Origin of the sequence: Pedobacter montanisoli, from assembly GCF_022809115.1 — a bacterium.
GTDB classification, from domain to species: domain Bacteria; phylum Bacteroidota; class Bacteroidia; order Sphingobacteriales; family Sphingobacteriaceae; genus Pedobacter; species Pedobacter montanisoli.
In genome coordinates this window covers 904,502-926,871 of record NZ_JALGBH010000002.1, presented here as the reverse complement: position 1 = coordinate 926,871, position 22,370 = coordinate 904,502, and the positions used below count along the sequence as shown (strand labels likewise).

Here is a 22,370-nt window from a genome sequence, read left to right as displayed (position 1 = left end):
CTACCTACATGAAAAACAAAATCGCATTTATAAGTGAACATGCTTCGCCTTTAGCCTCCTTAGGCGGAACGGATAGCGGAGGACAAAACGTTTACGTTGCAGAATTAGCTAAGCAATTGGCGCAGAAAGGATATGATATAGATATTTTTACGAGAAGAGAAGATGCTGAAACCGAACAGATTATCCGGCTCTGCAAAGATGTTAGGGTAATATTAGTAGATGCCGGACCTGCAGAAATCATTCCAAAAGAAGACATCTTTCCTTACATGCCCCAATTTAGAGCACAAATGGAAAGCTTTATTGAACAAGAAGGTATTCAATACCAACTTATTCATGCCAATTTCTGGATGTCGGGTTTGGTAGCCATGGAGTTAAAACAAAGAATGGAAATTCCTTTCGTGATCACTTTTCATGCTTTGGGTTATATCCGCAAAATTTTCCAGAAAGAAAATGACAGGTTTCCTGATGAAAGAGTAGATATAGAAAAAGAGATCATCAAACATGCAGATGCTATTATAGCCGAGTGTCCACAAGATAAAGAAGATCTGATCAAATTATATGGAGCTGAAGAAAGTAAAGTCCCTATTATAGCCTGTGGCTTTAATCCTGCAGATTTTTATCCAATTCATAAACAAACTGCAAGAGCTCTGCTGAATATTGGAGACGATGAAAAGGTAATCCTGCAATTGGGCCGCATAGTACCCAGAAAAGGCATAGATAATGTAATCAAAGCTTTATCTAAATTGAACCTAGCCCAAAAAGCTTATAAACTGATTGTAGTAGGGGGAGAAAAAGAAGAAAAGCAGGGTTATCAGGAAATAGACCGTTTAAAAGATCTGGTAAGCAATTTACAACTTGAAAAATACGTAAACTTTGTTGGCAGAAAACAAAGAGACCTGTTAAAATACTATTACAGCGCTGCCGATGTATTTGTAACTACGCCATGGTATGAACCTTTTGGTATTACACCTTTAGAAGCCATGTCTTGTGGTACGCCAGTTATAGGCGCTAATGTGGGCGGGATCAAATATTCTGTTTTAGATGGGAAAACGGGTTTTTTGGTGCCGCCTTCAGATCCATATGCTTTGGCCAATAAAATCAGGGTATTATTTGATCAGCCGGAGCTCGCTAAGAAAATGGGCGACTTTGCCCAGAAATATGTTAGAAAGTTTAAATGGTGCCATATAGCCGATCAGGTAAACCATCTTTATAAAAACGTACTGCATGAAAAACTGGTAGAAAACCCTTTAGGACCTTTAAAGGCAGCATTTATAGAAGCTGCAGCTACTTTTGAAAATTCAGCAAAAGCCATAGCTAAAGATATTTTTAATGCAGGAGCTATAATGAGCAATGCTATTCTATCAGGCAGGAAAATATTGGTTTGTGGCAATGGAGGCAGTGCAGCAGAAAGTCAGCATTTTACAGCTGAGCTGGTAGGTCGTTTTGAAGTGAGTTACAGAAGAGGTTTACCAGCCCTTTCATTAAATGCGGATACTTCTATCTTAACCGCATGGGCCAATGATTTTGGTTATGATGATGTTTTTGCAAGGCAGGTTGATGCTTACGGACAAAGGGGAGATGTTTTATTCTGTTTAAGTACCAGCGGCCAGTCTGATAATATTCTCAAAGCTATTAACATGGCAGAACAAAAAGGCTTGATAACCATTTGTCTGTTGGGTAAAGATGGCGGCATGGCAGCCAAACACTCACAGCATAATATCATTGTGCCTTCTCAAAGTACGCAACGCATACAGGAACTTCATCTGCATATTGTACACCAGCTTTGCACCATCATAGAGCAGGGCGTAGTAGCCGAAGAGGATCTGGAAAAACCAGTAAAACCATTAAATCTCCCTTTTGCAAGAATGCGTGTAAACGATCAGCTCACTTATCTGAATTCATCTCAAAAATATAAAGGCTATGGAAGCTAATAAGGCTATTTTTCTGGATAAAGACGGAACCCTGATCCCGAATATCCCTTACAATGTAAATCCCGATCTGATTAGCCTGAATAAAGGTGTATTAGAAGGATTGGAAATCCTGAGCAAACTGGGCTATTTGTTTATCATTATCAGCAACCAGGCGGGTATTGCCAAAGGTTATTTTGAGGAAGAAGATCTTATTGAAGTAGAACAGAAAATAAAGCAGTTATTTGATCAGAAAGGCATTCACTTATCGGGTTTCTATTATTGTCCCCATTTAGAAACAGGTTCGGTTCCTCGTTATGCTGTTACCTGCAATTGCAGAAAACCCAACCCTGATCTTATACTTGCAGCAGCCAAAGAGCATCATATAGATCTAACTAAATCGTGGATGATAGGAGATATTTTAGATGATGTTGAAGCCGGAAAAGCGGCCGGTTGCAGATCTATATTGATAGACAATGGTAATGAAAACGAATGGTGCGTAAACGGAAATCTTAATCGCGTACCCAATTGGATAGCACCTAATTTTTTAGAAGCTTCATTATATATTTCTCACCATTATAAGTTAAAAGAAGATGAACAAGGAACTTTTGAATATAGCCAGGAAATTTAGCAGAAAACGCATTTTACTTATAGGTGATTTCATGATCGATACATACATTCATGGAAATTGCCAGAGAATAGCTCCCGAAGCCAGCGTGCCTGTTATAGATGTAAACCAGAAACACAGTTGCTTAGGCGGAGCTGCTAATGTAGCCGCCAATCTGAGCGCTTTAGGCGCCAAAGTAATGTTTTGTACGGTTATAGGCAAAGATGATGCATCAATTGAAGCTAAACAATTGCTTAATGCTTCGGGCATTGATGGAAATTATATAGTTTCAGATATTGAAAGAAAAACTATAATTAAGACTAGAATATCTTCTGAAAGTCAATTGATTGTTAGGTTTGATGAGGGCACAGAGAGCCACATCTATACAGAAACAGAACAAGGACTTATAGAACAGATTGAAAAGATTTATCCATCCTGCGATGCCGTTTTAATATCAGATTATAACAAAGGCGTGCTTACAGAGAAAGTAATCAACAGCTTACAGGAACTACAAAAAATACATGCAAAAGTACTGGCTGTAGATGCTAAATCTTATGAAAAATACCGTGCTTTAAAACCCCATTTCATTAAGCCTAATTATCAGGAAGCCTTAAAAATTACAGGCGAGCAATATGCTTTAAACCGTATAGAGCAAGTTAAAAGTTGGGGAGAAATCATTGCTACACAAACTGGTGCCGAACATATTGTATTAACCATGGATAAAGATGGTATTGCACATTTTAATCATTCAACATTTGTTTCACATTACGAAGTAGAGAAAGTTATTGCTCCACAGGTAAGCGGCGCGGGAGATAGTTTTATTTCGGCTTTTTTATTAGCGGTATTGAGCAAAGCAAAAATGAAAGAAGCAGTTGAGCTGGCCGTACATGCAGCACATGCAGCTATACAGAAACGTGAGAAAACGGCTATTTGCGCTTTAGAAGATATTGAAGAAAAGTTAATGAGCACTTCTAAATATCTATCGCTTGCACAATTAAAAAAACAGATAGAAAAACAGAAGCAAGAAGGCAAACAGATCGTATTTACAAACGGATGTTTTGATATTCTTCATTGTGGTCATGTAAAATATCTGGCCAAAGCAAAAGCCAAAGGAGATATCCTGATCGTGGGCATTAATACAGATGAAAGTATTAAACGACTAAAGGGTGCTTCGAGACCAATCAATAACCTACGTGAGCGAATAGAGGTACTCAATGGCTTAGCCAGTGTAGATTATATCGTAACCTTTGGTAAAAAGAACGATGATACGCCCATACAGCTTATCAAAGCGCTTAAACCACATGTATTTGTAAAAGGCGGAGATTACACTTACAAGTATATGCCTGAAAAAGTAATCATCGATCAGATAGGATGCAGGTTAGAGCTCATTCCGTTTATAGACAATAAATCTACAAGCGGTACCATTAAAAGAATACAGGATAATATCATTAAAACCCAAGTTTATGCGTCATAATGATGAGATCTGTAAAAAATATCTTGTGTTTTAGAGCCGATAATTTTGGCGATCTGCTGATGTCCTCACCAGCAATCAGAGCTATTAAACAAACTTTTGATTGCAAGATCACTGTGCTAACCTCTTCTTTGGGCAGTAAGGTTGTTCCGCTGATCAGTGAAATAGACGATTGCATTCTTTTTAATTTACCATGGGTAAAGATCAACGAAACCGGCAACCAGCAGGCTGTATTTAACCTTATACAGACCATTAGTAGCCGCAACTTTGACAGTTGTATCATTTTTAACACCTTTAGCCAAAATCCTTTACCTGCGGCTTTAATTGCATGGTTATCAAAAATACCTATTCGCATAGGCTATTGCAGAGAAAACCCTTATGATCTGATCAATAAATGGCTCCCAGATAAAGAACCGTATGACGAAATATTGCATCAAGTAGAAAGAGATTTGAAACTAGCCGAAAGCATGGGCACTGTAGTTACAGACAGAGCAATACAGATCACTATTCCTGAAAAAAGCATGATGCAGGTTTCAAAACTGCTCAGCAGTATGCCCTTATACAATAATGATTATTTGATTGTACATATAGGTGTATCAGAAGAGAAAAGAAAATATCCCTTAAATAAATGGGTAAAGACATGCCAGCAGCTAATAGACCACTATGATTATCCTTTGGTGTTTACGGGCGACCGTAAAGACAGTGCAGAAATTAAACTGGTTACAGATGAATTAAAAGGCAAAGTATATGACTTTTCAGGCCAGCTGTCTTTACCAGAAACCGCTGCTTTGATCCAACGGTCAAAATTATTGATTGCTGTAAATACCGGAGTGATACATTTAGCTGCAGCTGTGCAAACACCTGTTATTGTGCTGTATGCGCAAACCAATCCGCAACATAAACCCTGGATGACAAAATTTAAAGCATTGGAATATACAGTAAAGGAAGACTTTGTCAGTAAAAACGAAATTATACGCTGGATTAGAAAAAAGCTTTACAAAGAACAAAAAAAGTACCCTTCAGCAGATGAGATATGTGAGGCATTTGTTGAATTGAGCGAAGAACCCGTAAAAACTCTGGATTAAAACCGAATTTATACGGTATAAAAAGGGTATAAATGTGCTCAAATTTCGCATCATTATTGTTGCTATAAGTACCATAAGTAACTGATTTTTAATTAAAAAAAAACATAATATGATAGTTCCGATTATTATAGGAATCTTATTTCTGGTTATTGTTCTAGTTTCTTATTTCATGATCAGAAAAAGACATAACAAAGACCTATAATCAGAATCATGTATAACCTAATTGTAAACTAATATGAGCACTTCAGAACAAACACATGACCACGAAGTCATTAAAAAATGGGCAGAAAAAAGACAAGGTGTACCTGCCAAAATAAAGGATACGGGCAAAAAAGAAAATGAAGGTGTGCTAAGGATCCATTTTCCTGATTTTAGTAAATCAGATGATTTTGAAGAACTGGATTGGGATACCTTTTTTAAAGAGTTTGATGACAACAAGCTGGATTTTCTTTATCAGGAAAAGAAAGAGGATGGCGAAACCAGCACTTTCCATAAGTTTATAGAAAGAGAATAAGCTTCAGATACTCCAAAAAGGAGACGATTTGAGCAGCGCTCAAAAAACAATGCTGTTTAACCACTTGTTATTTTAATGACATCTGGTTAAATGCTTTATCACTTAATTAATATGTAGTTCACTTTATTTTTTAGTTCATCAATATGAAAATCGCGTACATTTCAACCTATCCGCCAAGAGAATGCGGTCTTGCCACTTTTAATCAGAACTTAATCAAGGCTATCAATGCCAATCTTAGTGAAGAAAGTGTCCAATCAACGATAGTTATTGCATTAAATTCAACAGATAATGCAAATGAGTACGCTTACCCCGATGAAGTTAAACAAGTAATCAGACAAAATATTAAAGAAGATTATACTGCGGCTGCAGAGTTTATCAATAATAGCGAGGCAGATGTTTGTGTGTTGCAACATGAATTTGGTATTTATGGTGGCGAAGAAGGCTTATATGTACTGCCTTTTATCAACCAGATTGAAAAACCTTTAATTTCTATTTTACATACCGTTTTAAAAGAACCTTCATTTCTCCAGAGATCTATTATTAGAGAAATAGCCAACCGTTCTTCTAAAATAGTAGTGATGAGTAGGAAAGCCATACAGTTTTTAGTGAATATCTATCAAATTCCAAGAGAGAAAATACAATTTATAGAACATGGCGTTCCTGATTTTGAAGCCAAAGAGCCCAAAGAAACTCGTAAGAAAATGGGATTAGAGGGAAAACGCATTCTGCTTACTTTTGGTCTCATAAATCGTAATAAAGGATTAGAAACCGTAGTAAAAGCCTTACCTTTAATTGTAGCGCAGCATCCCGAAACGGTTTATGTCATATTGGGCAATACCCATCCGGGCGTTTTAAAGCAATCGGGTGAAGAATACAGAGATTACCTTAAACAGCTTGCTCAAGAATTAGGAGTAGCAGATCATCTTGTATTCATGAACAGATTTGTGGAAGAAGATGAGCTGGTTAATTATCTTGCAGCAGCAGATTTGTATATCACCCCTTATTTAAACGAAGCACAAATTACCAGTGGAACCTTGTCTTATGCTGTAGGAGCCGGTGCAGCCGTTCTTTCTACACCATATTGGCATGCACAGGAATTGTTGAGCAATGATCGTGGATATTTATTTAATTTTAAAGATCATAAAAGTCTTGCGCTTATTGTAAACGAGCTGTTGTCTGATCAGGAAGAACTGCAATCATTTAAAACCAGAGCTTATGAGTATGGTTTGCATTTGCGCTGGCCAAAAATAGGGCAATCTTATATTGATGTTATCAATAAAGCTGTAAAGCATCCAGATTATAGCGATAAGATCTTACGCCAGATTATAGACCCGGGCTTAATGCCTAAATTTAGTTTGGAGTATGTAATGCATCTTACCGATGATACAGGTATTTTTCAGCACGCCAAATTCGGTATTCCCAATCGTAAAGAAGGCTATTGCTTAGATGATAATTCAAGGGCTTTATTAATGGCTTTAATGGCTTATCAAGAAACCGGAAGTCAGGAAGCTTTAAATCTGATGCCTGTTTACCTAAGCTATATTCATGATATGCAATTGGAAAACGGTGATTTCAGAAATTTCTTAAGTTTTAGTAGGGAATACTTGGATGAGCATGGATCTGAAGACTCATTTGGTCGTACCATATGGGCTTTGGGTTATCTTATCCACGCTGCACCGAACAGATCTTTTGTAGAGTTTGGTCGCGAAGTTCTTTTCAATGCCATACCTCATTTTAAAAAACTTGAACATTTGAGAGGCATAGTCAATGTACTGATTGGTTTAAGTTATTATTTAAAAGTGCATCCTTATGATGAAACTGTAAGAGCAGAGTTAGATCTCTTAACCAAAAAACTCATTACTGCTTACAAAATTAACAAAACAGAAGGCTGGAACTGGTTTGAAGAGCAAATGACTTATGATAATGCACTGTTCCCTCTGGCGTTGTTTCATGTAGCCGAAATTACAGAAGATAGTGAAGCAAAGCGCATTGCTTTAGAAAGCATGGAACATATTGAGAAAGTGACGTGTCATGGCAATATTATAAATCCGGTAGGTAACAACGGCTGGTATAGTAAAAACGATCAAAAAATGCCTTTGTACGATCAGCAGGCCATAGAACTTATGGCTATGGTTTTGATGTACAGCCAGGCTTATGTGGTAACGAAAGAAAGTAGCTATATCAAAAAGATGTTTTCATGTTATATGTGGTTTATGGGCGAAAATTCATTGCGCATTCCGCTATATGATAATGAGACCAAAGGTTGTGCAGATGGATTACATGATGCAGGCATAAATCGTAACCAGGGTGCAGAAAGTACATTGGCTTATCTTATTGCACATTTAGTAGTGTTACATGCACTTAAATTCGATTACGAACCTCATCCAGATCAAAGAAAAAAAGTATTGCTTTTAAGGTAAAGCAATACTTTTCTATTTTAGAATAAATCTCTCTATATCAATAATATTATCAAGGACATTTTTTAAGTTGTTCTAAAAGACTTTCAAGGTTTACTGTTGCAAAAGATGAGGCATAGTCAGATAAACCATAAGGAATAACCAGTTCGCCATTATTGATAATACTGCCACATGAATAGACTACGTTGGGTACATAGCCTTCTCTTTCATCAGGATTGGGGATGAGCAAAGGTTCCGTTAACCTTCCAATTTCAATGGTTGGGTCGTTTAGATCAAGTAATGTAGCGCTCAGGCAATACCTGCGCATAGGACCAACCGCATGGGTAACAATCAGCCAGCCTTCACTGGTTTCTATTGGTGCACCACAATTACCTATTTGTACAAATTCCCAGCTATATTTAGGCTCCTGTAATTTAATAGGATGTTCCCATACATTGATCTTATCTGAGTACATAATGTAATTATTTATTCCATCAATACGAGATAACATGGCATATTTGCCATTTATTTTACGAGGAAAAAGAGCAAGATTTTTATTTTGTGCCCCAACACCAAACAAAGGGCCAATGGTAAAATCATAAAAATCCTTGGTTTTTAAAAGCTTAGGAATAATAATATGCCCATCATAAGCCGTATAAGTTGCATAATAAGTTACAGAACCATCATCTGAAATAAATTTAGTAAAGCGGGCATCCTCAATACCTTTACGCTCAAATTCTGAAATAGGGAAAATAACCCGGTCAGAAATATCCGTATCTAAAGAAAACACAATTTCATAATACGAATCAGAAAGCCAGAGTACTTTTTCAAATTCTTTATCTTTAGCAGGATCGGGTTCAAGATCCTGTGTCTGTGCTATCACCTGTTTAAGCGTTAAATAATCAAACTGATCTTCAAGTTTAAGATCAAGCTCTTTGAGCACATCTTCATTGATCAGCGAAATCAATCCCTTTTCTAAAAAAAGCTTCTTGTTATAAGTGGCATTTCTGATAATTTCGGCTTCGTCAATATAATTACCTGAAGGAATTACACTGATATTGTTGTGCCGGTCTATCATTGCCCTCCTAAACACAATAGAAGATATATGACCTTCACCAACGGCTCTAAAGCTAATGATCAATCTTTTTTCACCTTCTTCCAGTTCACTTTGATCTGGATCTTCAATAATAGAAGGGTTAAAAAATGCAGCTGATTCTATCGAATATTCATGTGTAAAATAAGAACCGATCAGCAATTTACGGTGCTCTTCCAGCTTCTTATAATTGATCTTCATACTGTCAAACAAAGGCTTAAGCTTTTTGCAATGTTTAAGCAGTACTTTGGTAATGTTACGATGCCGCTTTGAATACTCCTGCAGCAGAGGAGAAATAATACTGAATACCTGTTGAGGACTTAAAGTCATGATTTTATTGATCACATCTTTTCCTCTTTCTTCACCGTTAAAAAAAAATCTTGCAATAACCCTCTTCGGATCCGGATACACTTTAACATGTTTACGTTCAATAGGGAGTCTCATGTTTTTTGTTTAATAAATAAGCTTAAAAGAACAATAATTGGTGTTTGGTGTGCTTTAAAAAATTGAAGCACTTTTCTGTTATTTAACAAATGTTAGAGGAATTATGTTTGCCTGATTCGTAGAAAGAATAATAACATTTAGACTCTGAAACAGCCTGTCCCGATATTTCGGGAAGTTCAGAATAATGCTTATGGTAGTTCGTCTTGCTGAACTATTGACTTATCGAAACCAATTAATTGTTTACATTTCGATAGTTGTCACGAATTGTCTTCGGGAGGCTCAATGTAACAGGAATGTATAGATTATAAAGCAAGCTTGGAATGACCTTAAACAGCAGGGCGTCATGCTGAATTCATTTCAGCATCTAACTTAAAGAAATACACACTCTTAAATGAATAAAAAGCGACGTAAATATTTTATTCAACTCATTGGAATAACGCACAATTAAGCAAACTTTTTTGTTGCAAAGTATGTTCATAAATATAAAAGGAGAAGAAGATGGAAAGGCAAAAGAAACAAAAACCACCTGTAAAACCAGACACCAAATATCCTGTACCACCATTTCCAAAACAGGAGCAAGAACCTCCGGGTAATGAAGAGCCCATGAAACCTCAAGCAGATCATGGTGAAAAAAGCTATCAGGGTAATGCTAAGCTTAAAGGTAAGAAAGCAATCATTACAGGCGGTGATTCGGGTATAGGAAAAGCCATAGCCATTGCTTTTGCAAGAGAAGGTGCAGATGTACTGATCAGTTATTTAAGTGATACCGAAACCGTTGACGCACAAGATTCTGCGCATTATGTAGAGCTTGCCGGGCAAAAAGCCGTATTGGTAAAAGGTGATATTAGAAATGAAGAGCACTGCAAAAAGATTGTTGATAAAGCTGTAAAAGAATTTGGCAGAATTGATATTTTGGTAAACAATGCGGCTTTCCAAATGGGCCGTGAAACTTTAGCTGATATTACAGCTGAAGAGTGGATTAAAACCTTTGAAACCAATATGCACGCTATGTTTTACCTATGTAAAGCGGCAGAGCCCCATATGAAAGAGGGCAGTTGTATCATCAATACCACTTCGGTTAATGCGTATAATCCTTCAGAAATTTTATTGCCTTATGCGGCTACTAAAGGCGCTATCCAGAACTTTACGGCCAATTTAAGTCAGATATTGCTTACTGCCGGAAAAGGGATAAGAGTAAATGCAGTTGCACCAGGCCCTATATGGACACCGCTTATTCCTTCAACCATGCCTGATATAGAAAAATTTGGAAAAGATACGCCAATGGGGCGTCCGGGTCAGCCTGTAGAAGTAGCTCCGGCTTATGTATTTCTGGCTTCAGATGACGCGAGCTATATATCTGGAGCGACTATTCCGGTAACAGGCGGACGGATTACGATATAGAAATAAGGTATCTTGCGTAATAGCTTAATGCGTTGAAACGATATAGCAGACATGGTAAAGTACCAGAAAATGAAAAAATAATACTGGGTTTACAACAGATCTTTCAAATGCTTGTAATTTGATTTTATGGTTTCAAAGACTTCATCCATATGTCCGCCCAATAACAATTTACTCATACTTTTGGTCATGCCCCAAACCTGTTCTCCGGTAATATGCGGAGGCATGGCTAATGCATTAGGGTTGGTGTATATATTTAACAGATAAGGGCCATCATGATTAAAAGCCTGTTGTAATGCACTTTCCAGTTGTTCAGGTAAAGTTACTTCGGCAGCAGCTATGCCCATTGCCTCGGCTATTTTAACAAAATCGGGATTAAGCAAATCTGTTTCATTATCTGGCAAACCAGCTACTTCCATCTCTAATTTTACCATCCCCAAAGCCCTATTGTTAAATACCATAAGCTTCACCGGAATGTTATATTGTTTAATGGTAGCCAAATCGCCTAATAACATAGATAAACCGCCATCGCCACAAAAAGCAATTACCTGTCTTTCAGGGTGAGATAACTTAGCACCAATAGCCATAGGCATTGCATTGGCCATGCTACCATGATTAAATGAACCCAAGAGATAACGGGTTCCGGTCTGTTCAATGTAACGGGCACCCCATACGGCACTCATACCGGTATCTAAGGTAAATATAGCATTATCGCTTGCTAGTTGATTGATTACAGATGCTACATACTCGGGCTGTAATTTCTTTTCTTCGCCTTTATCTTCCACATAGGTATGCAGCCTTTCAGTTACTTTTTCATGAAACTTTACCATCGCATCTAAAAATGAAGTATCGGTTTTGTGCTGTAATAGTGGCAAAAGTGCCTTGATGGTATCTTTGATATCTCCTTTTAAGCCTAAGGTTAGTTTTGCCCTACGACCTAAACGTTCTTCGGCTGCATCTATCTGAATAATCTTGTTATCTTCAGGCATAAAGGTATCATAAGGCATATCTGTTCCGAGCATTAGAAGCACATCAGCTTCGTGCATGGTTTTATAGCAACTTGGTGTGCCTAATAAACCCGTCATCCCTACATCATAAGGGTTATTATATTGTACATGCATTTTTCCCCTGAAACTGTAGCCCACTGGCGATTTAAGTATTTGTGCCAATTCAAGTACTTCATGATAAGCATTTTTACAACCTATGCCACAATAAAGCATTACTCTTTTGCCTTCATTTAAAAGACCGGCCAAGTGATTAAGCTCACTTTCTGAAGGTTGTATAACCGGATTGCACCTGAAAATCTGTGTAGATGTAGGTGATTCAACGGCTTCCATATCTGCCACATCGCCCGGAAAACCGATTACGCTAACTCCTCGTTTAGATAAGGCGTGTTGTATAGCTGTCTGGAATATACGAGGAGCTTGTTCTGCAGTAGTAATCAACTGATTATAGTCACTGCAATCATCAAAAAGTTTAAAGGTATTGGTGCCCTGAAAATAATCTACACCCATTTGGTTGGTGGGGATAGTAGAAGCTATGGCTATAAGTGGAACGTGTGAACGGTGCGCATCATAAAGTCCGTTAATTAAATGTACGTGTCCCGGGCCACAACTACCCGCACAACAAGCTATACCATCCAGTTCGGCCTCGGCTGCTGCGGCATAAGCACCCACTTCTTCATGTCTTACATGTATCCATTTTATACGACCATCCTGTCTGATTGCTTCGTTAAATGAATTCAAACTATCGCCTGCAACCGCATAAACTCTTTTTACGCCTGCATTAACCAGCATTTCTACCAGTTGTTCTGCTACTATTTTTGCCATATTATTGTATTTGAGGATTCAATACAAATACAACAAATCTTTAAGCAGTTTAGTTTAGAAAAGACCTATACCAATTGTGTGCCTGGAGTTATCTCATATGGAAGTTGTCCGTTTTCAAAAACTCGCGTAAGTTCTGTTCCTTCAACAGATATTGTATTTCCTTTTACACGAATCCAGTTTCCTTCTCTCAAACCGATTACTTTGGTCTGATTTTGGGTTAAGAATTCCAGTATCCTGGTTTCTCTCGTTTCTCCGTTGTGTTTAATTTCAGGCTGTGGATCCAGATAATGAGGGTTAATGTTAAAAGGTACCAAACCCATACAATTGAAGGAAGGTGGGTAAACAATCGGCATATCATTGGTTGTTTTCATGTTCAAACCACCGATGTTAGAACCGGCACTACATCCCAAATAGGGTTTTCCACCCAGTACATTATCACGCAATACGTTCATTAAGCCCAGTTCATGCAGGGTTTTGACCAGTAGAAAAGTATTGCCCCCACCTGTAAAATAAGCCTTAGCTTCATTTAAGGCTATTTCTGGTTGTGTAAATTCATGTAAACCCTTTACTTGAATGTTTAAAGTAGCAAAAAATGTGGCTGCTTTTGCCGTATATTCTTCATGGCTAATACCTCCTGGTCTTGCATAAGGAATAAAAATGATTTCATCAATTCCCTTAAAAAGCGAAGAGATTTCATCTTTTAGATATTCGAGATAGTTACCGCCGTATAGGGTAGAGGTAGAAGCGAGGATAATGTTCATGCTGTGTATCTTAAGGTTCCGAATTTACATTTTTTACCCAAACCTTAGGATAAATCATAGTAGCAAATTTAAGAGGTTGCCAAAATTCTTGAACAACCTCTTTAAAATATTATACTTTAACCTGTTTCCATTTTCCGCTTCTAAAAATATAGTAAGCTACAATAGAAATACCTACTTCGGTAACAGGGATAGCAATAAAAACACCTGTAGGTCCCATGTTAAAATGCTTAGCTAAGATATAAGCAAATGGTATTTGGAATAACCAGAAAGCCACAATATTGATTTTAGTAGGCGTAAGCGTATCGCCGGCACCATTAAAAGCGCTGGTTAAAACCATGCCTATACCATAAATTACAAAACCATAACTTAAAATACGCAGCGCTTGTGTAGCAATGTTGATCACTTCCTTATCATTGGTAAAAATCGATGCAAATAAAGAACCGCAGGTTAAGAAAAGTAAAGTAACCACAGCCATAAAAATAATGGTGTATTTAGCCGTTATTTTAACCGAACTTTCGGCTCTTTCAAAATGATGAGCACCCATATTTTGCCCCACTAAAGTTGCTGCAGCGTTACTTAGGCCCCATGCAGGGAGCATGAAAAACATCATCAACCTTAATGCGGTCTGGTATCCGGCTGAGCCATTATCTCCACCTGTGGTAGCCACCAATTCTGCCAGGAATATCCAGCTGCATGATGCAATAACGAACTGGAAAATACCTGGTGCCGCTACTCTGATGATTGCTTTAATCTGGTCCCAATGCGGTTTTAGATAAGCCCATTTTACTTGCAAGTTGCTACTGCCTTTGCTTAAATGATAGATTTGATACATTACACCTATGCCACGACCTATGGCGGTTGCCAATGCAGCTCCCGTTAAACCTAAAGCTGGTATGGGTCCTAATCCTCTTATCAATAAAGGACAAAGCACGATGTTAATGGTATTGGCTATCCACAAGCTTTGCATAGCAATAGCAGCATTACCTGCTCCTCTAAAAATACCATTGATCAGAAAAAGTAGCATAATAACCATACTGCTGCCCATCATGATCTGTACAAATAGCTTACCTTCGGCAGCGGTACTTTCTGTAGCACCCATTAGTAGTAAGATATCTTTGGCAAATAGCAAACCGCTTACACTGATCACCAAGTTAATGGTTAGAGCAATAAAAATAGTTTGCATACCGGCTTTAGCTGCCGCAACAGGATCTTTTTCACCTATACGGCGTGCAACTACTGCTGTTGCTGCCATACCTATACCCATTGCCAGTGAGTAGATGATCGTTAAAACAGATTCTGTTAAGCCCACAATCTGAATGGCTACACTGCTATTGGGTAAGTGTCCCACAAAATACAGATCCACCAGTACAAATACAGATTCCATCATCATTTCTAACATCATGGGAATGGCTAAAAGTATAATAGCCCGTTTGATATTAATGGAAGTATAATCTATTTCTTCTCCCTTTAAGGATTGTTTTAAAATCGCGAAAAACTTCGATAAGCCATTTTTGGCCTCGTTTGTAGTTGTCATAAAAAAAGTGTATAAATAATAACCTAGACGCTAAAATCTTAGCGAATGAAATTTGTAAGTAGAGAATGGAGTCCTTGCTGCTAAGCTAATGTATGCGGACTGCGAAAAACTTCATGGTTCGTAGTATTACGAATCAAAAGTAATAAAATATTTTTAAGGTCAATATTGTTTTAATAAAAAAACCGATGAAGAAGAAAAATAGCTTATATGCTATAGGCCGCTATCATTTCGGGAGTTACCTTGCATGAACGTTGTGTTTTCAGGTCTATCATCACATATTCAAAAACACCATCCGAAGCTACTTTTCCGGTAGTTTTATTGATGATTTCGAATTGTACGTTACTGCCTTTTTCGTTCATTTCAAGAATACCTGTGCGGATAAGCATTTTATCGCCCATTTTTAAAGCTCTTTTAAATGAAATGCTAACTTTTGCCACTACCCATCCATAACCCATTTCAGCAAATTTTTCCCAACTCATTCCATAAAATTTCTCCATCTGCTCATAACGTGCAGCGAGTACATAATCTAAATACTTGCTGTTGTGCACATGGTTAAACATGTCAATATCATCTGGGCGTACGTTTAATTCGCTTTCAAAAATGCTGAACTCGTTTTTTATCATATCGCAAATGTAAGGATTTGTTGTCGATTAGATAGAAGCTCTTCTACGAGACTATCATAAGGTTAGGAACCTCTGTGTTTTCAATCTTGCTAAAGCCAGAAGATTTGAAATCTGATTATCAAACTTTTAGATTTGGTAAATATGTGATTTTGTTATTGTATAAAAACAGGAAATAGTTTAACTTTGCGCTCAATTAATTAATTTTATAAACACTTTAATATTATTCAAGTAATGTATTTAAGTTCAGAAAAGAAAGCCGAAATCTTTCAACAACACGGCGGTGCAGCAGCTAACACTGGTTCTGCAGAAGGTCAAATTGCTTTGTTTACTTACCGTATTGCTCACTTAACTGAGCACTTAAAGAAAAATCGTAAAGATTTCTCTACTCAGTTAGCACTACAAAAATTAGTAGGTAAACGTCGTGGTATTTTAGCTTACCTTTACAAAAAAGATATTGGGCGTTATCGTGCTATCATCAAAGCTTTACAGCTAAGAGATATCATAAAATAAAAGCTTTTATCAGTAAAAGCCATCCTTATTAACGGATGGCTTTTTTGCTTTGCAAAACAAATAAATGTTACATAAACCGGTGTGCAAAAAGAGGAAACACACCATAATTTTTTTTAGATGAATGTTATAAAAAAATCGTTTGACTTAGGCGATGGAAGAATTGTAGAAATTGAAACAGGTAAATTAGCAAAACAAGCTGATGGTTCTGTAGTAGTTAAAATGGGCGATACAATGTTGTTAGCAACAGTAGTATCAACTGTAGGTGCTAAACCAGGTACCGATTTTTTACCTTTATCGGTAGATTATCAAGAAAAATACGCGGCTACCGGCCGTATTCCAGGAGGTTTCTTACGTCGTGAGGCAAGATTATCTGATTACGAGGTTTTAATCTCTCGTTTGGTAGATAGAGCTTTACGTCCGTTGTTCCCTTCAGATTATCACTCTGATACACAAGTGATGATTTCATTAATTTCTGCTGATAAAAATATCATGCCCGACTGTTTAGCTGGTTTAGCGGCATCGGCAGCATTAGCGGTTTCAGATATTCCTTTTAATGGTCCAATATCTGAAGTGCGTGTAGCAAAAATTGATGGTAAGTTAGTAATTAACCCTTACGCTAGCGATTTAGAGCGTGCAACTTTAGAGTTTATGGTTGCTGGTTCTGCCAATGATATCGTGATGGTAGAGGGTGAGGCTAACGAAATTCAAGAAGAAGAAATGGTTGAGGCATTGAAATTTGCTCACGAGGCAATTAAAGTGCAATGTGCTGTTCAGGTTGAATTGACCGAAGCAACAGGTAAAACCGTTAAGCGTACTTATAGCCACGAAGATCATGATGATGAGTTGAAAGCTAAAGTTTATGCTGATACTTATGATAAAGTTTATGCAATTGCAAAATCAGGTTCTACTAAAGAAGAGCGTTCTGAAGCTTTTACCGCTTTAATTACCGAGTTTTTAGAGGCTATGCCAGAAGAAACTGAAGATTTGACAAAAGCATTGGCTAAACACTATTACCATGATGTACAGTATGATGCTGTTCGTGCTTTATTGTTAGATGAGGGTATCCGTTTAGACGGTCGTGCAACTACGCAAATTCGTCCAATTTGGAGTGAAGTAGGTTATTTGCCTGCTGCTCACGGTTCGGCGATATTTACACGTGGCGAAACTCAATCATTAACATCGGTTACTTTAGGTAGCAAAGATGATGAGCAAATGATTGATGGTGCTTTCATCAATGGTTATAACAAATTCTTATTGCACTATAACTTCCCTGGTTTCTCAACTGGTGAGGTTAGACCAAACAGAGGTGCTGGACGTAGAGAGATTGGTCACGGTGCTTTAGCGCAACGTTCGTTGAAAAAAGTATTGCCGGAAGGAGCTGAAAATCCTTACACTATCCGTATCGTATCTGATATTTTAGAATCTAACGGTTCTTCATCAATGGCTACGGTTTGTGCTGGTACTTTAGCATTAATGGATGCTGGTATTAAAATTAAAGCTCCAGTGTCAGGTATTGCAATGGGTTTAATTACTGATGAGAAAACTGGTAAATATCAAATCCTTTCTGATATTTTAGGTGATGAGGATCACTTGGGAGACATGGACTTTAAAGTAACAGGTACTGAAAATGGTATCGTTGCTTGTCAAATGGACTTAAAAATCAATGGTTTGTCTTACGAAGTTTTAACTAAAGCTTTGTTGCAAGCTAAAGATGGTCGTTTACACATCTTAAACGAGATGAAGAAAACAATCGCTGAGCCTGCTGCTGATTACAAACCACATGCACCTCGTATTGTTTCATTAACTATCGATAAAGAATTTATTGGTGCAGTAATTGGCCCTGGAGGTAAAATTATCCAAGAAATGCAACGCGAAACCGGTGCCACTATTTCTATTGAAGAAGTAGATAACAAAGGTATTGTTGAAGTATTTGCTGATAATAAAGCTGCTATTGATGCTGCTGTAGCACGTATCAAAGCTATTGCTTCTAAACCTGAAGTAGGTGAAATCTATACGGGTAAAGTAAAATCTATTATGCCATTTGGTGCTTTTGTAGAAATTATGCCGGGTAAAGATGGTTTATTACATATTTCTGAAATTGACTGGAAACGTCTTGAAACAATGGACGGTGTGTTTAAAGAAGGAGATATTGTAGAAGTGAAGTTATTGGATATAGACAAGCAAGGTAAATTGAAACTTTCACGTAAAGTTTTGTTGCCTCGTCCACCAAAGCCAGAAGCGAAACAAGATAATGCGCCTGCGGCTCCGCAAGGTTAATTAGATATTTCTAATCTTAATAAAATCCCGGGTTTAACTATAAATCCGGGATTTTTTGTATCTGCTACTTACAAATTTTCTATGTTGCTAAATGATTTCGTAACTTGCATTATGAAAACCAAGAAGAGCAAGGTAGAAGAACCCATGCCTGATTATGGCAAGGCAGAAGAAGATTTAAGGCTCAATGCCTTAAACAGTACCTATACTGAACGTTTTCATATGATGACCAAACTAATGAAAATGGGCTTAATGTTAAAGTCTGCAAAGATTGTTCATAAAAACAAATCATAATGGATGTTTTTGATGATGAGATCTTAACTATCTGGCGGTCGTTTAATAAAAATAACGTAAGATTTATTATGGTAGGTGGAGTAGCAACTAATCTACATGGTTTCTTACGTACAACGGCAGATATAGATATGTGGATAGAAGATAGTCCAGATAATCGTAAAAATTTAAGAAAAGCTCTTAAAGAATGTGCAGTAGGGGATTTTCCTTCTATAGAAAGTATGACTTTTGTGCCGGGATGGACAGATTTTAATCTAACAAGTGGTATGAGGTTAGATATGATGACATCTGTAAAGGGGCTTGAAGAATATGGATTTGAAAATTCTCTACAAATGGCCTCAATAGCTTCCATTTATGATGTAGAAGTACCTTTTCTTCATATTAATCAGCTTATCGAAGCAAAAAAAGCATCAAACAGGCCAAAAGATCAAATTGATGTGATTGAATTAGAAAACATTAAAAAATTAAGAGATACGAATACAAGATAAAATGAAACACCTAATTGCCCCATCTATACTTTCGGCAGATTTTGCCAATTTACAACGTGATGTAGAAATGATCAATGCTTCTGAAGCAGACTGGTTCCATGTAGACGTAATGGACGGTGTATTCGTACCCAATATATCTTTTGGTTTCCCGGTAATCAGTGCAGCTAAGAAACATGCTAAAAAGCCTTTTGATGTACATTTAATGATTGTAGATCCGGATAGATACATACCTGAATTTGCCAAATCGGGTGCTGATATTATTACTGTACATTATGAGGCCTGTACACATTTACACCGCTCGATACAATTAATTAAATCGGTAGGATGTAAGGCCGGAGTAGCTTTAAATCCACATACACCAGTTTTTTTACTGAAAGATATTTTGTCAGAATTAGATTTGGTATTAATTATGTCGGTTAACCCGGGTTTTGGCGGACAAAAGTTTATACCTCAAACTTTAAATAAAGTGGCCGAACTTAAGGAAATGGCTTTATTGGATAATCCAAACTTAATCATAGAAGTAGATGGAGGTGTAGGTATGCAAAATATCGAAGCTTTGATCAAGGCAGGAGCAAATGCTTTTGTAGCCGGAAACGCAGTCTTTGCAGCAGAAAATCCTTCGCAAATGATAGCGGATTTGAAAAACGTTGATACAAATACTCAATCTGCTTAATACGAATGCTTAGCAGGCTACTGATACTTACCCTATTTACAGCGTTTACGTTACATGTAAATGCGCAAAACTTAATAAAGGTCAGCGGCGTGGTTTATGATGAGCAACATAAGCCTTTAGAAAAGGTATCGGTAAGCTTGGTAGGTCTTGCAGGCAAAACTTTTACAGATGCAAATGGCAAATATGAAATTTCTTCCCGTTTGTCGTCATTTACCTTAAAGTATAGCATTACAGGGTATAAAACAGAGCAGATCAAGTTTGTTGAGCATAAAGGAGCTTTAATTAAACGAGATGTAGTATTAAAACCTGATGTAAAGGAATTAGATGAAGTAAAAATACAGAATAAGCAAAATAGGCTATCTAACAGTACTGCTGTTTCGGTTAATGAAATTCCATCTTTACCTTCTGTTAGTGGCAATTTCGAGGCTATTCTTAAAACTTTACCAGGCGTATCTACCAATAATGAACTGAGCTCGCAATATAGTGTACGAGGAGGAAATTTTGACGAGAACCTCATCTACATTAATGATATAGAAATTAATCGTCCCGTATTGGTAAGGAACGGACAGCAAGAAGGTTTATCTCTCATTAATCCAGATTTTGTAAGCCGGGCACATTTTTCTGCAGGTGGTTTCAGTGCTAAATACGGAGATAAGCTTTCATCGGTTTTAGATATTCATTATGATAAACCCGATAGCAATCAGGTGATCATTACAGCAGGTTTATTGGGCGCATCGGCTACGCTTAAACGTTCTTATCAGAAGGGTTTCTTATTATTCGGTTATCGTTTTAAAGATAACAGCAACATATTAAATACACAGGATGAAAAGGGAAGTTATAGACCTGAATTCCATGATGCTCAGTTATTATGGCAGCAAAATATTTCTTCAAAACTAAGCATCAACACACTGCTCAATTTCAATTCAGGCAGATTTAAACTGGTGCCACAGAGCAGAGAAACCGTATTTGGTACATTAGAAACTCCATTAAGGCTTAAAATTGATTATGAAGGCCAGGAAATAGACAATTATAACCTATTTGGTGGTGCTGTTACAGCTGTTTATGCAATAAATAAAAACGCCAGCTTAAAATGGATCAACAGTTATTTCGAAACCATAGAAAGAGAACGATTTGACATAGACGGTGCTTATATTTTTGATGAAATTGATAACAATTTGAGCAGCGATTTTGGTACCGTTAAGGTAAACAGGGGAATAGGGGGATATTACAATTACGCCCGTAACAGTCTTAATTCACGTTTAGCAAGTACTGAATTAAAATTTGAGAAACAATTTAAGAAACATGACTTATCTGTTGGTGCACGATTTGAACAAGGTACGTATAAAGATGATCTGAACGAGTATCATTATATAGATTCAGCAGGTTACATTTTACCAAACAACGGCAACAAACTGTATGTTCCCAACACGGTTTTTACCGAAAATAAACTTACAACACACACTTTTAATGGCTATATACAAGATATTTACGAATTAAATGATAAAACAGATGTGCAATTGGGTACACGCTTAAATTACAATTCTTTAAGCGGCGAACTCTTATTCAGTCCGAGGTTATTAATAGGTCATAAACCTGCAGAAAATAAATTCTGGCGTTTTACGGCAGGTATTTATCAGCAGGTACCGAGTTACAGAAGTATCAGAACTCTGGATGGCGAACTCAATTTAAAACAAAAAGCACAACGGTCTTATAATTTCTCCGTAGCATATGACTATGGCTTTTATGGTCTGGGTACAAAACTAACTTTAACATCAGAGGCTTATTATAAATATGCAGACCGCATGATACCTTATGCCATAGATAATATCCGTATTAAATATTTGCCTTATGATGTAGCTAAAGGCCGTACATATGGTGTAGATTTTAGTGTGGGAGGTGAATTTGTAAAAGATTTGGTGTCTTATTTCCGCCTGTCGCTCATGAAAGCTGATCAGGATATTATTGGAGATTCATATGAAAGGAAAGATGCAAATGGACAAATGATTACGGTATATCCGGGTTATTTAAAACGTCCTACAGATCAAAGGGTAAATTTCTCGGTGTTTTTTCAGGATCGCCTGTTACGAAGCCCTACTTATAAGGTCCATATTAATGCTCTGTACGGTTCGCGTTTACCTATAGGTTCACCTCAGGACAAAGCCTACTCAGACAATTATTATATCCCTGCATATAGAAGGGTAGATATCGGTTTTTCTAAAGACTTTTTAGATAAAAATGCTACTCACAAACCTAAAGCATTAGATAGATATTTTAGTTCATTTACCCTGTACGCAGAAGTATTTAACCTGCTCAATATCAATAATACTGTGTCTTATTTGTGGCTTAAGGATGTAGACAACAATCAATTTGCTATTCCTAATTATTTAACCGGTCGTCAACTTAACTTAAAATTGATTTTAAAGTTTAAAAATCAATAGGATTTAGATACAAAAAACTTACATTTACAGCATA

General features: G+C 37.1%; 18 protein-coding genes. 13 read left to right on the top strand and 5 right to left on the bottom strand.

Going from position 1 to position 22,370, the window contains the following annotated elements; genetic code table 11:
• Nucleotides 1-8: 8 nt before the first annotated feature.
• The 6 genes from MMF97_RS11825 (at nucleotide 9) to MMF97_RS11800 (ending at nucleotide 8,004) form a co-directional block, all read left to right on the top strand.
• Nucleotides 9-1,931, top strand: coding sequence for a glycosyltransferase (locus MMF97_RS11825; protein ID WP_243362577.1), 1,923 nt, complete (start codon nucleotides 9-11; stop codon nucleotides 1,929-1,931).
• A complete protein-coding gene (locus MMF97_RS11820) occupies nucleotides 1,921-2,538 on the top strand; it encodes a D-glycero-alpha-D-manno-heptose-1,7-bisphosphate 7-phosphatase (RefSeq protein ID WP_243362576.1) in 618 nt (205 codons plus the stop codon). The genes MMF97_RS11825 and MMF97_RS11820 overlap by 11 nt, the downstream gene beginning before the upstream one ends.
• Complete coding sequence (rfaE2, locus tag MMF97_RS11815) at nucleotides 2,501-3,988, top strand: D-glycero-beta-D-manno-heptose 1-phosphate adenylyltransferase (protein WP_243362575.1); 1,488 nt, start codon at nucleotides 2,501-2,503, stop codon at nucleotides 3,986-3,988. Before MMF97_RS11820 ends, rfaE2 begins: the two co-directional genes overlap by 38 nt.
• Entirely contained in the window at nucleotides 3,988-5,070 is a 1,083-nt protein-coding gene (locus MMF97_RS11810) for a glycosyltransferase family 9 protein (protein WP_243362574.1), read from the top strand. Before rfaE2 ends, MMF97_RS11810 begins: the two co-directional genes overlap by 1 nt.
• 235 nt (nucleotides 5,071-5,305) lie before the next feature.
• On the top strand, nucleotides 5,306-5,584 hold the full coding sequence (locus MMF97_RS11805) for a hypothetical protein (RefSeq protein ID WP_243362573.1): 279 nt from the start codon (nucleotides 5,306-5,308) through the stop codon (nucleotides 5,582-5,584).
• Between the two features lie 143 nt (nucleotides 5,585-5,727).
• A complete protein-coding gene (locus MMF97_RS11800; RefSeq protein ID WP_243362572.1) occupies nucleotides 5,728-8,004 on the top strand; it encodes a glycosyltransferase family 4 protein in 2,277 nt (758 codons plus the stop codon).
• A 49-nt stretch (nucleotides 8,005-8,053) separates the two neighbouring features.
• Here MMF97_RS11800 and MMF97_RS11795 read toward each other — a convergent pair whose 3' ends face one another.
• Complete coding sequence (locus MMF97_RS11795) at nucleotides 8,054-9,517, bottom strand: glycoside hydrolase family 130 protein (protein WP_243362571.1); 1,464 nt, start codon at nucleotides 9,515-9,517, stop codon at nucleotides 8,054-8,056.
• A gap of 498 nt (nucleotides 9,518-10,015) precedes the next feature.
• Between MMF97_RS11795 and MMF97_RS11790 the strand changes: the two genes are divergently transcribed.
• Nucleotides 10,016-10,918: an SDR family oxidoreductase gene (locus MMF97_RS11790; protein WP_243362570.1), complete on the top strand. Its 903-nt coding sequence runs from the start codon at nucleotides 10,016-10,018 to the stop codon at nucleotides 10,916-10,918.
• Between the two features lie 89 nt (nucleotides 10,919-11,007).
• Here the strand turns inward: MMF97_RS11790 and MMF97_RS11785 are convergent, their stop codons facing one another.
• The 4 genes from MMF97_RS11785 to MMF97_RS11770 all read right to left on the bottom strand — a co-directional run bounded on the left by MMF97_RS11785 (nucleotide 11,008) and on the right by MMF97_RS11770 (nucleotide 15,662).
• Nucleotides 11,008-12,744, bottom strand: a complete 1,737-nt coding sequence (locus MMF97_RS11785) for a thiamine pyrophosphate-dependent enzyme (RefSeq protein WP_243362569.1) — start codon at nucleotides 12,742-12,744, stop codon at nucleotides 11,008-11,010.
• A 65-nt stretch (nucleotides 12,745-12,809) separates the two neighbouring features.
• Nucleotides 12,810-13,505 (bottom strand): dipeptidase PepE, encoded by a 696-nt coding sequence (pepE, locus tag MMF97_RS11780; protein ID WP_243362567.1) that lies wholly within the window; start codon nucleotides 13,503-13,505, stop codon nucleotides 12,810-12,812.
• Nucleotides 13,506-13,614: 109 nt separating this feature from the next.
• On the bottom strand, nucleotides 13,615-15,039 hold the full coding sequence (locus MMF97_RS11775) for an MATE family efflux transporter (protein ID WP_243362565.1): 1,425 nt from the start codon (nucleotides 15,037-15,039) through the stop codon (nucleotides 13,615-13,617).
• 203 nt (nucleotides 15,040-15,242) lie between these two features.
• A complete protein-coding gene (locus MMF97_RS11770; protein ID WP_243362563.1) occupies nucleotides 15,243-15,662 on the bottom strand; it encodes an acyl-CoA thioesterase in 420 nt (139 codons plus the stop codon).
• 231 nt (nucleotides 15,663-15,893) lie between these two features.
• On the opposite strand from MMF97_RS11770, the gene rpsO reads away from it, so the two are divergent.
• The 6 genes from rpsO (at nucleotide 15,894) to MMF97_RS11740 (ending at nucleotide 22,336) form a co-directional block, all read left to right on the top strand.
• A complete protein-coding gene (gene rpsO / locus MMF97_RS11765; protein ID WP_243362560.1) occupies nucleotides 15,894-16,172 on the top strand; it encodes a 30S ribosomal protein S15 in 279 nt (92 codons plus the stop codon).
• Between the two features lie 117 nt (nucleotides 16,173-16,289).
• Nucleotides 16,290-18,449: a polyribonucleotide nucleotidyltransferase gene (locus MMF97_RS11760; protein ID WP_243362558.1), complete on the top strand. Its 2,160-nt coding sequence runs from the start codon at nucleotides 16,290-16,292 to the stop codon at nucleotides 18,447-18,449.
• Nucleotides 18,450-18,560: 111 nt separating this feature from the next.
• A complete protein-coding gene (locus tag MMF97_RS11755) occupies nucleotides 18,561-18,740 on the top strand; it encodes a hypothetical protein (protein WP_243362556.1) in 180 nt (59 codons plus the stop codon).
• The gene (locus MMF97_RS11750; protein ID WP_243362554.1) at nucleotides 18,740-19,225 is read left to right on the top strand and encodes a DUF6036 family nucleotidyltransferase; all 486 of its coding nucleotides are present in this window, start codon (nucleotides 18,740-18,742) and stop codon (nucleotides 19,223-19,225) included. Before MMF97_RS11755 ends, MMF97_RS11750 begins: the two co-directional genes overlap by 1 nt.
• Nucleotide 19,226: 1 nt before the next feature.
• A complete protein-coding gene (rpe, locus tag MMF97_RS11745; RefSeq protein WP_243362553.1) occupies nucleotides 19,227-19,898 on the top strand; it encodes a ribulose-phosphate 3-epimerase in 672 nt (223 codons plus the stop codon).
• 5 nt (nucleotides 19,899-19,903) lie between these two features.
• Nucleotides 19,904-22,336 carry a TonB-dependent receptor gene (locus tag MMF97_RS11740; RefSeq protein ID WP_243362551.1) on the top strand — a complete coding sequence of 811 codons (2,433 nt, stop codon included), beginning with the start codon at nucleotides 19,904-19,906 and terminating at the stop codon, nucleotides 22,334-22,336.
• Nucleotides 22,337-22,370 lie beyond the last annotated feature (34 nt).

Coding starts and splice junctions, on each gene's coding strand:
- MMF97_RS11825 (WP_243362577.1), top strand. CDS start 9: ATGAAAAACAAAATCGCATTTATAAGTGAACATGCTTCGCCTTTAGCC.
- MMF97_RS11820 (WP_243362576.1), top strand. CDS start 1,921: ATGGAAGCTAATAAGGCTATTTTTCTGGATAAAGACGGAACCCTGATC.
- rfaE2 (WP_243362575.1), top strand. CDS start 2,501: ATGAACAAGGAACTTTTGAATATAGCCAGGAAATTTAGCAGAAAACGC.
- MMF97_RS11810 (WP_243362574.1), top strand. CDS start 3,988: ATGATGAGATCTGTAAAAAATATCTTGTGTTTTAGAGCCGATAATTTT.
- MMF97_RS11805 (WP_243362573.1), top strand. CDS start 5,306: ATGAGCACTTCAGAACAAACACATGACCACGAAGTCATTAAAAAATGG.
- MMF97_RS11800 (WP_243362572.1), top strand. CDS start 5,728: ATGAAAATCGCGTACATTTCAACCTATCCGCCAAGAGAATGCGGTCTT.
- MMF97_RS11795 (WP_243362571.1), bottom strand. CDS start 9,517: ATGAGACTCCCTATTGAACGTAAACATGTTAAAGTGTATCCGGATCCG.
- MMF97_RS11790 (WP_243362570.1), top strand. CDS start 10,016: ATGGAAAGGCAAAAGAAACAAAAACCACCTGTAAAACCAGACACCAAA.
- MMF97_RS11785 (WP_243362569.1), bottom strand. CDS start 12,744: ATGGCAAAAATAGTAGCAGAACAACTGGTAGAAATGCTGGTTAATGCA.
- pepE (WP_243362567.1), bottom strand. CDS start 13,505: ATGAACATTATCCTCGCTTCTACCTCTACCCTATACGGCGGTAACTAT.
- MMF97_RS11775 (WP_243362565.1), bottom strand. CDS start 15,039: ATGACAACTACAAACGAGGCCAAAAATGGCTTATCGAAGTTTTTCGCG.
- MMF97_RS11770 (WP_243362563.1), bottom strand. CDS start 15,662: ATGATAAAAAACGAGTTCAGCATTTTTGAAAGCGAATTAAACGTACGC.
- rpsO (WP_243362560.1), top strand. CDS start 15,894: ATGTATTTAAGTTCAGAAAAGAAAGCCGAAATCTTTCAACAACACGGC.
- MMF97_RS11760 (WP_243362558.1), top strand. CDS start 16,290: ATGAATGTTATAAAAAAATCGTTTGACTTAGGCGATGGAAGAATTGTA.
- MMF97_RS11755 (WP_243362556.1), top strand. CDS start 18,561: ATGAAAACCAAGAAGAGCAAGGTAGAAGAACCCATGCCTGATTATGGC.
- MMF97_RS11750 (WP_243362554.1), top strand. CDS start 18,740: ATGGATGTTTTTGATGATGAGATCTTAACTATCTGGCGGTCGTTTAAT.
- rpe (WP_243362553.1), top strand. CDS start 19,227: ATGAAACACCTAATTGCCCCATCTATACTTTCGGCAGATTTTGCCAAT.
- MMF97_RS11740 (WP_243362551.1), top strand. CDS start 19,904: ATGCTTAGCAGGCTACTGATACTTACCCTATTTACAGCGTTTACGTTA.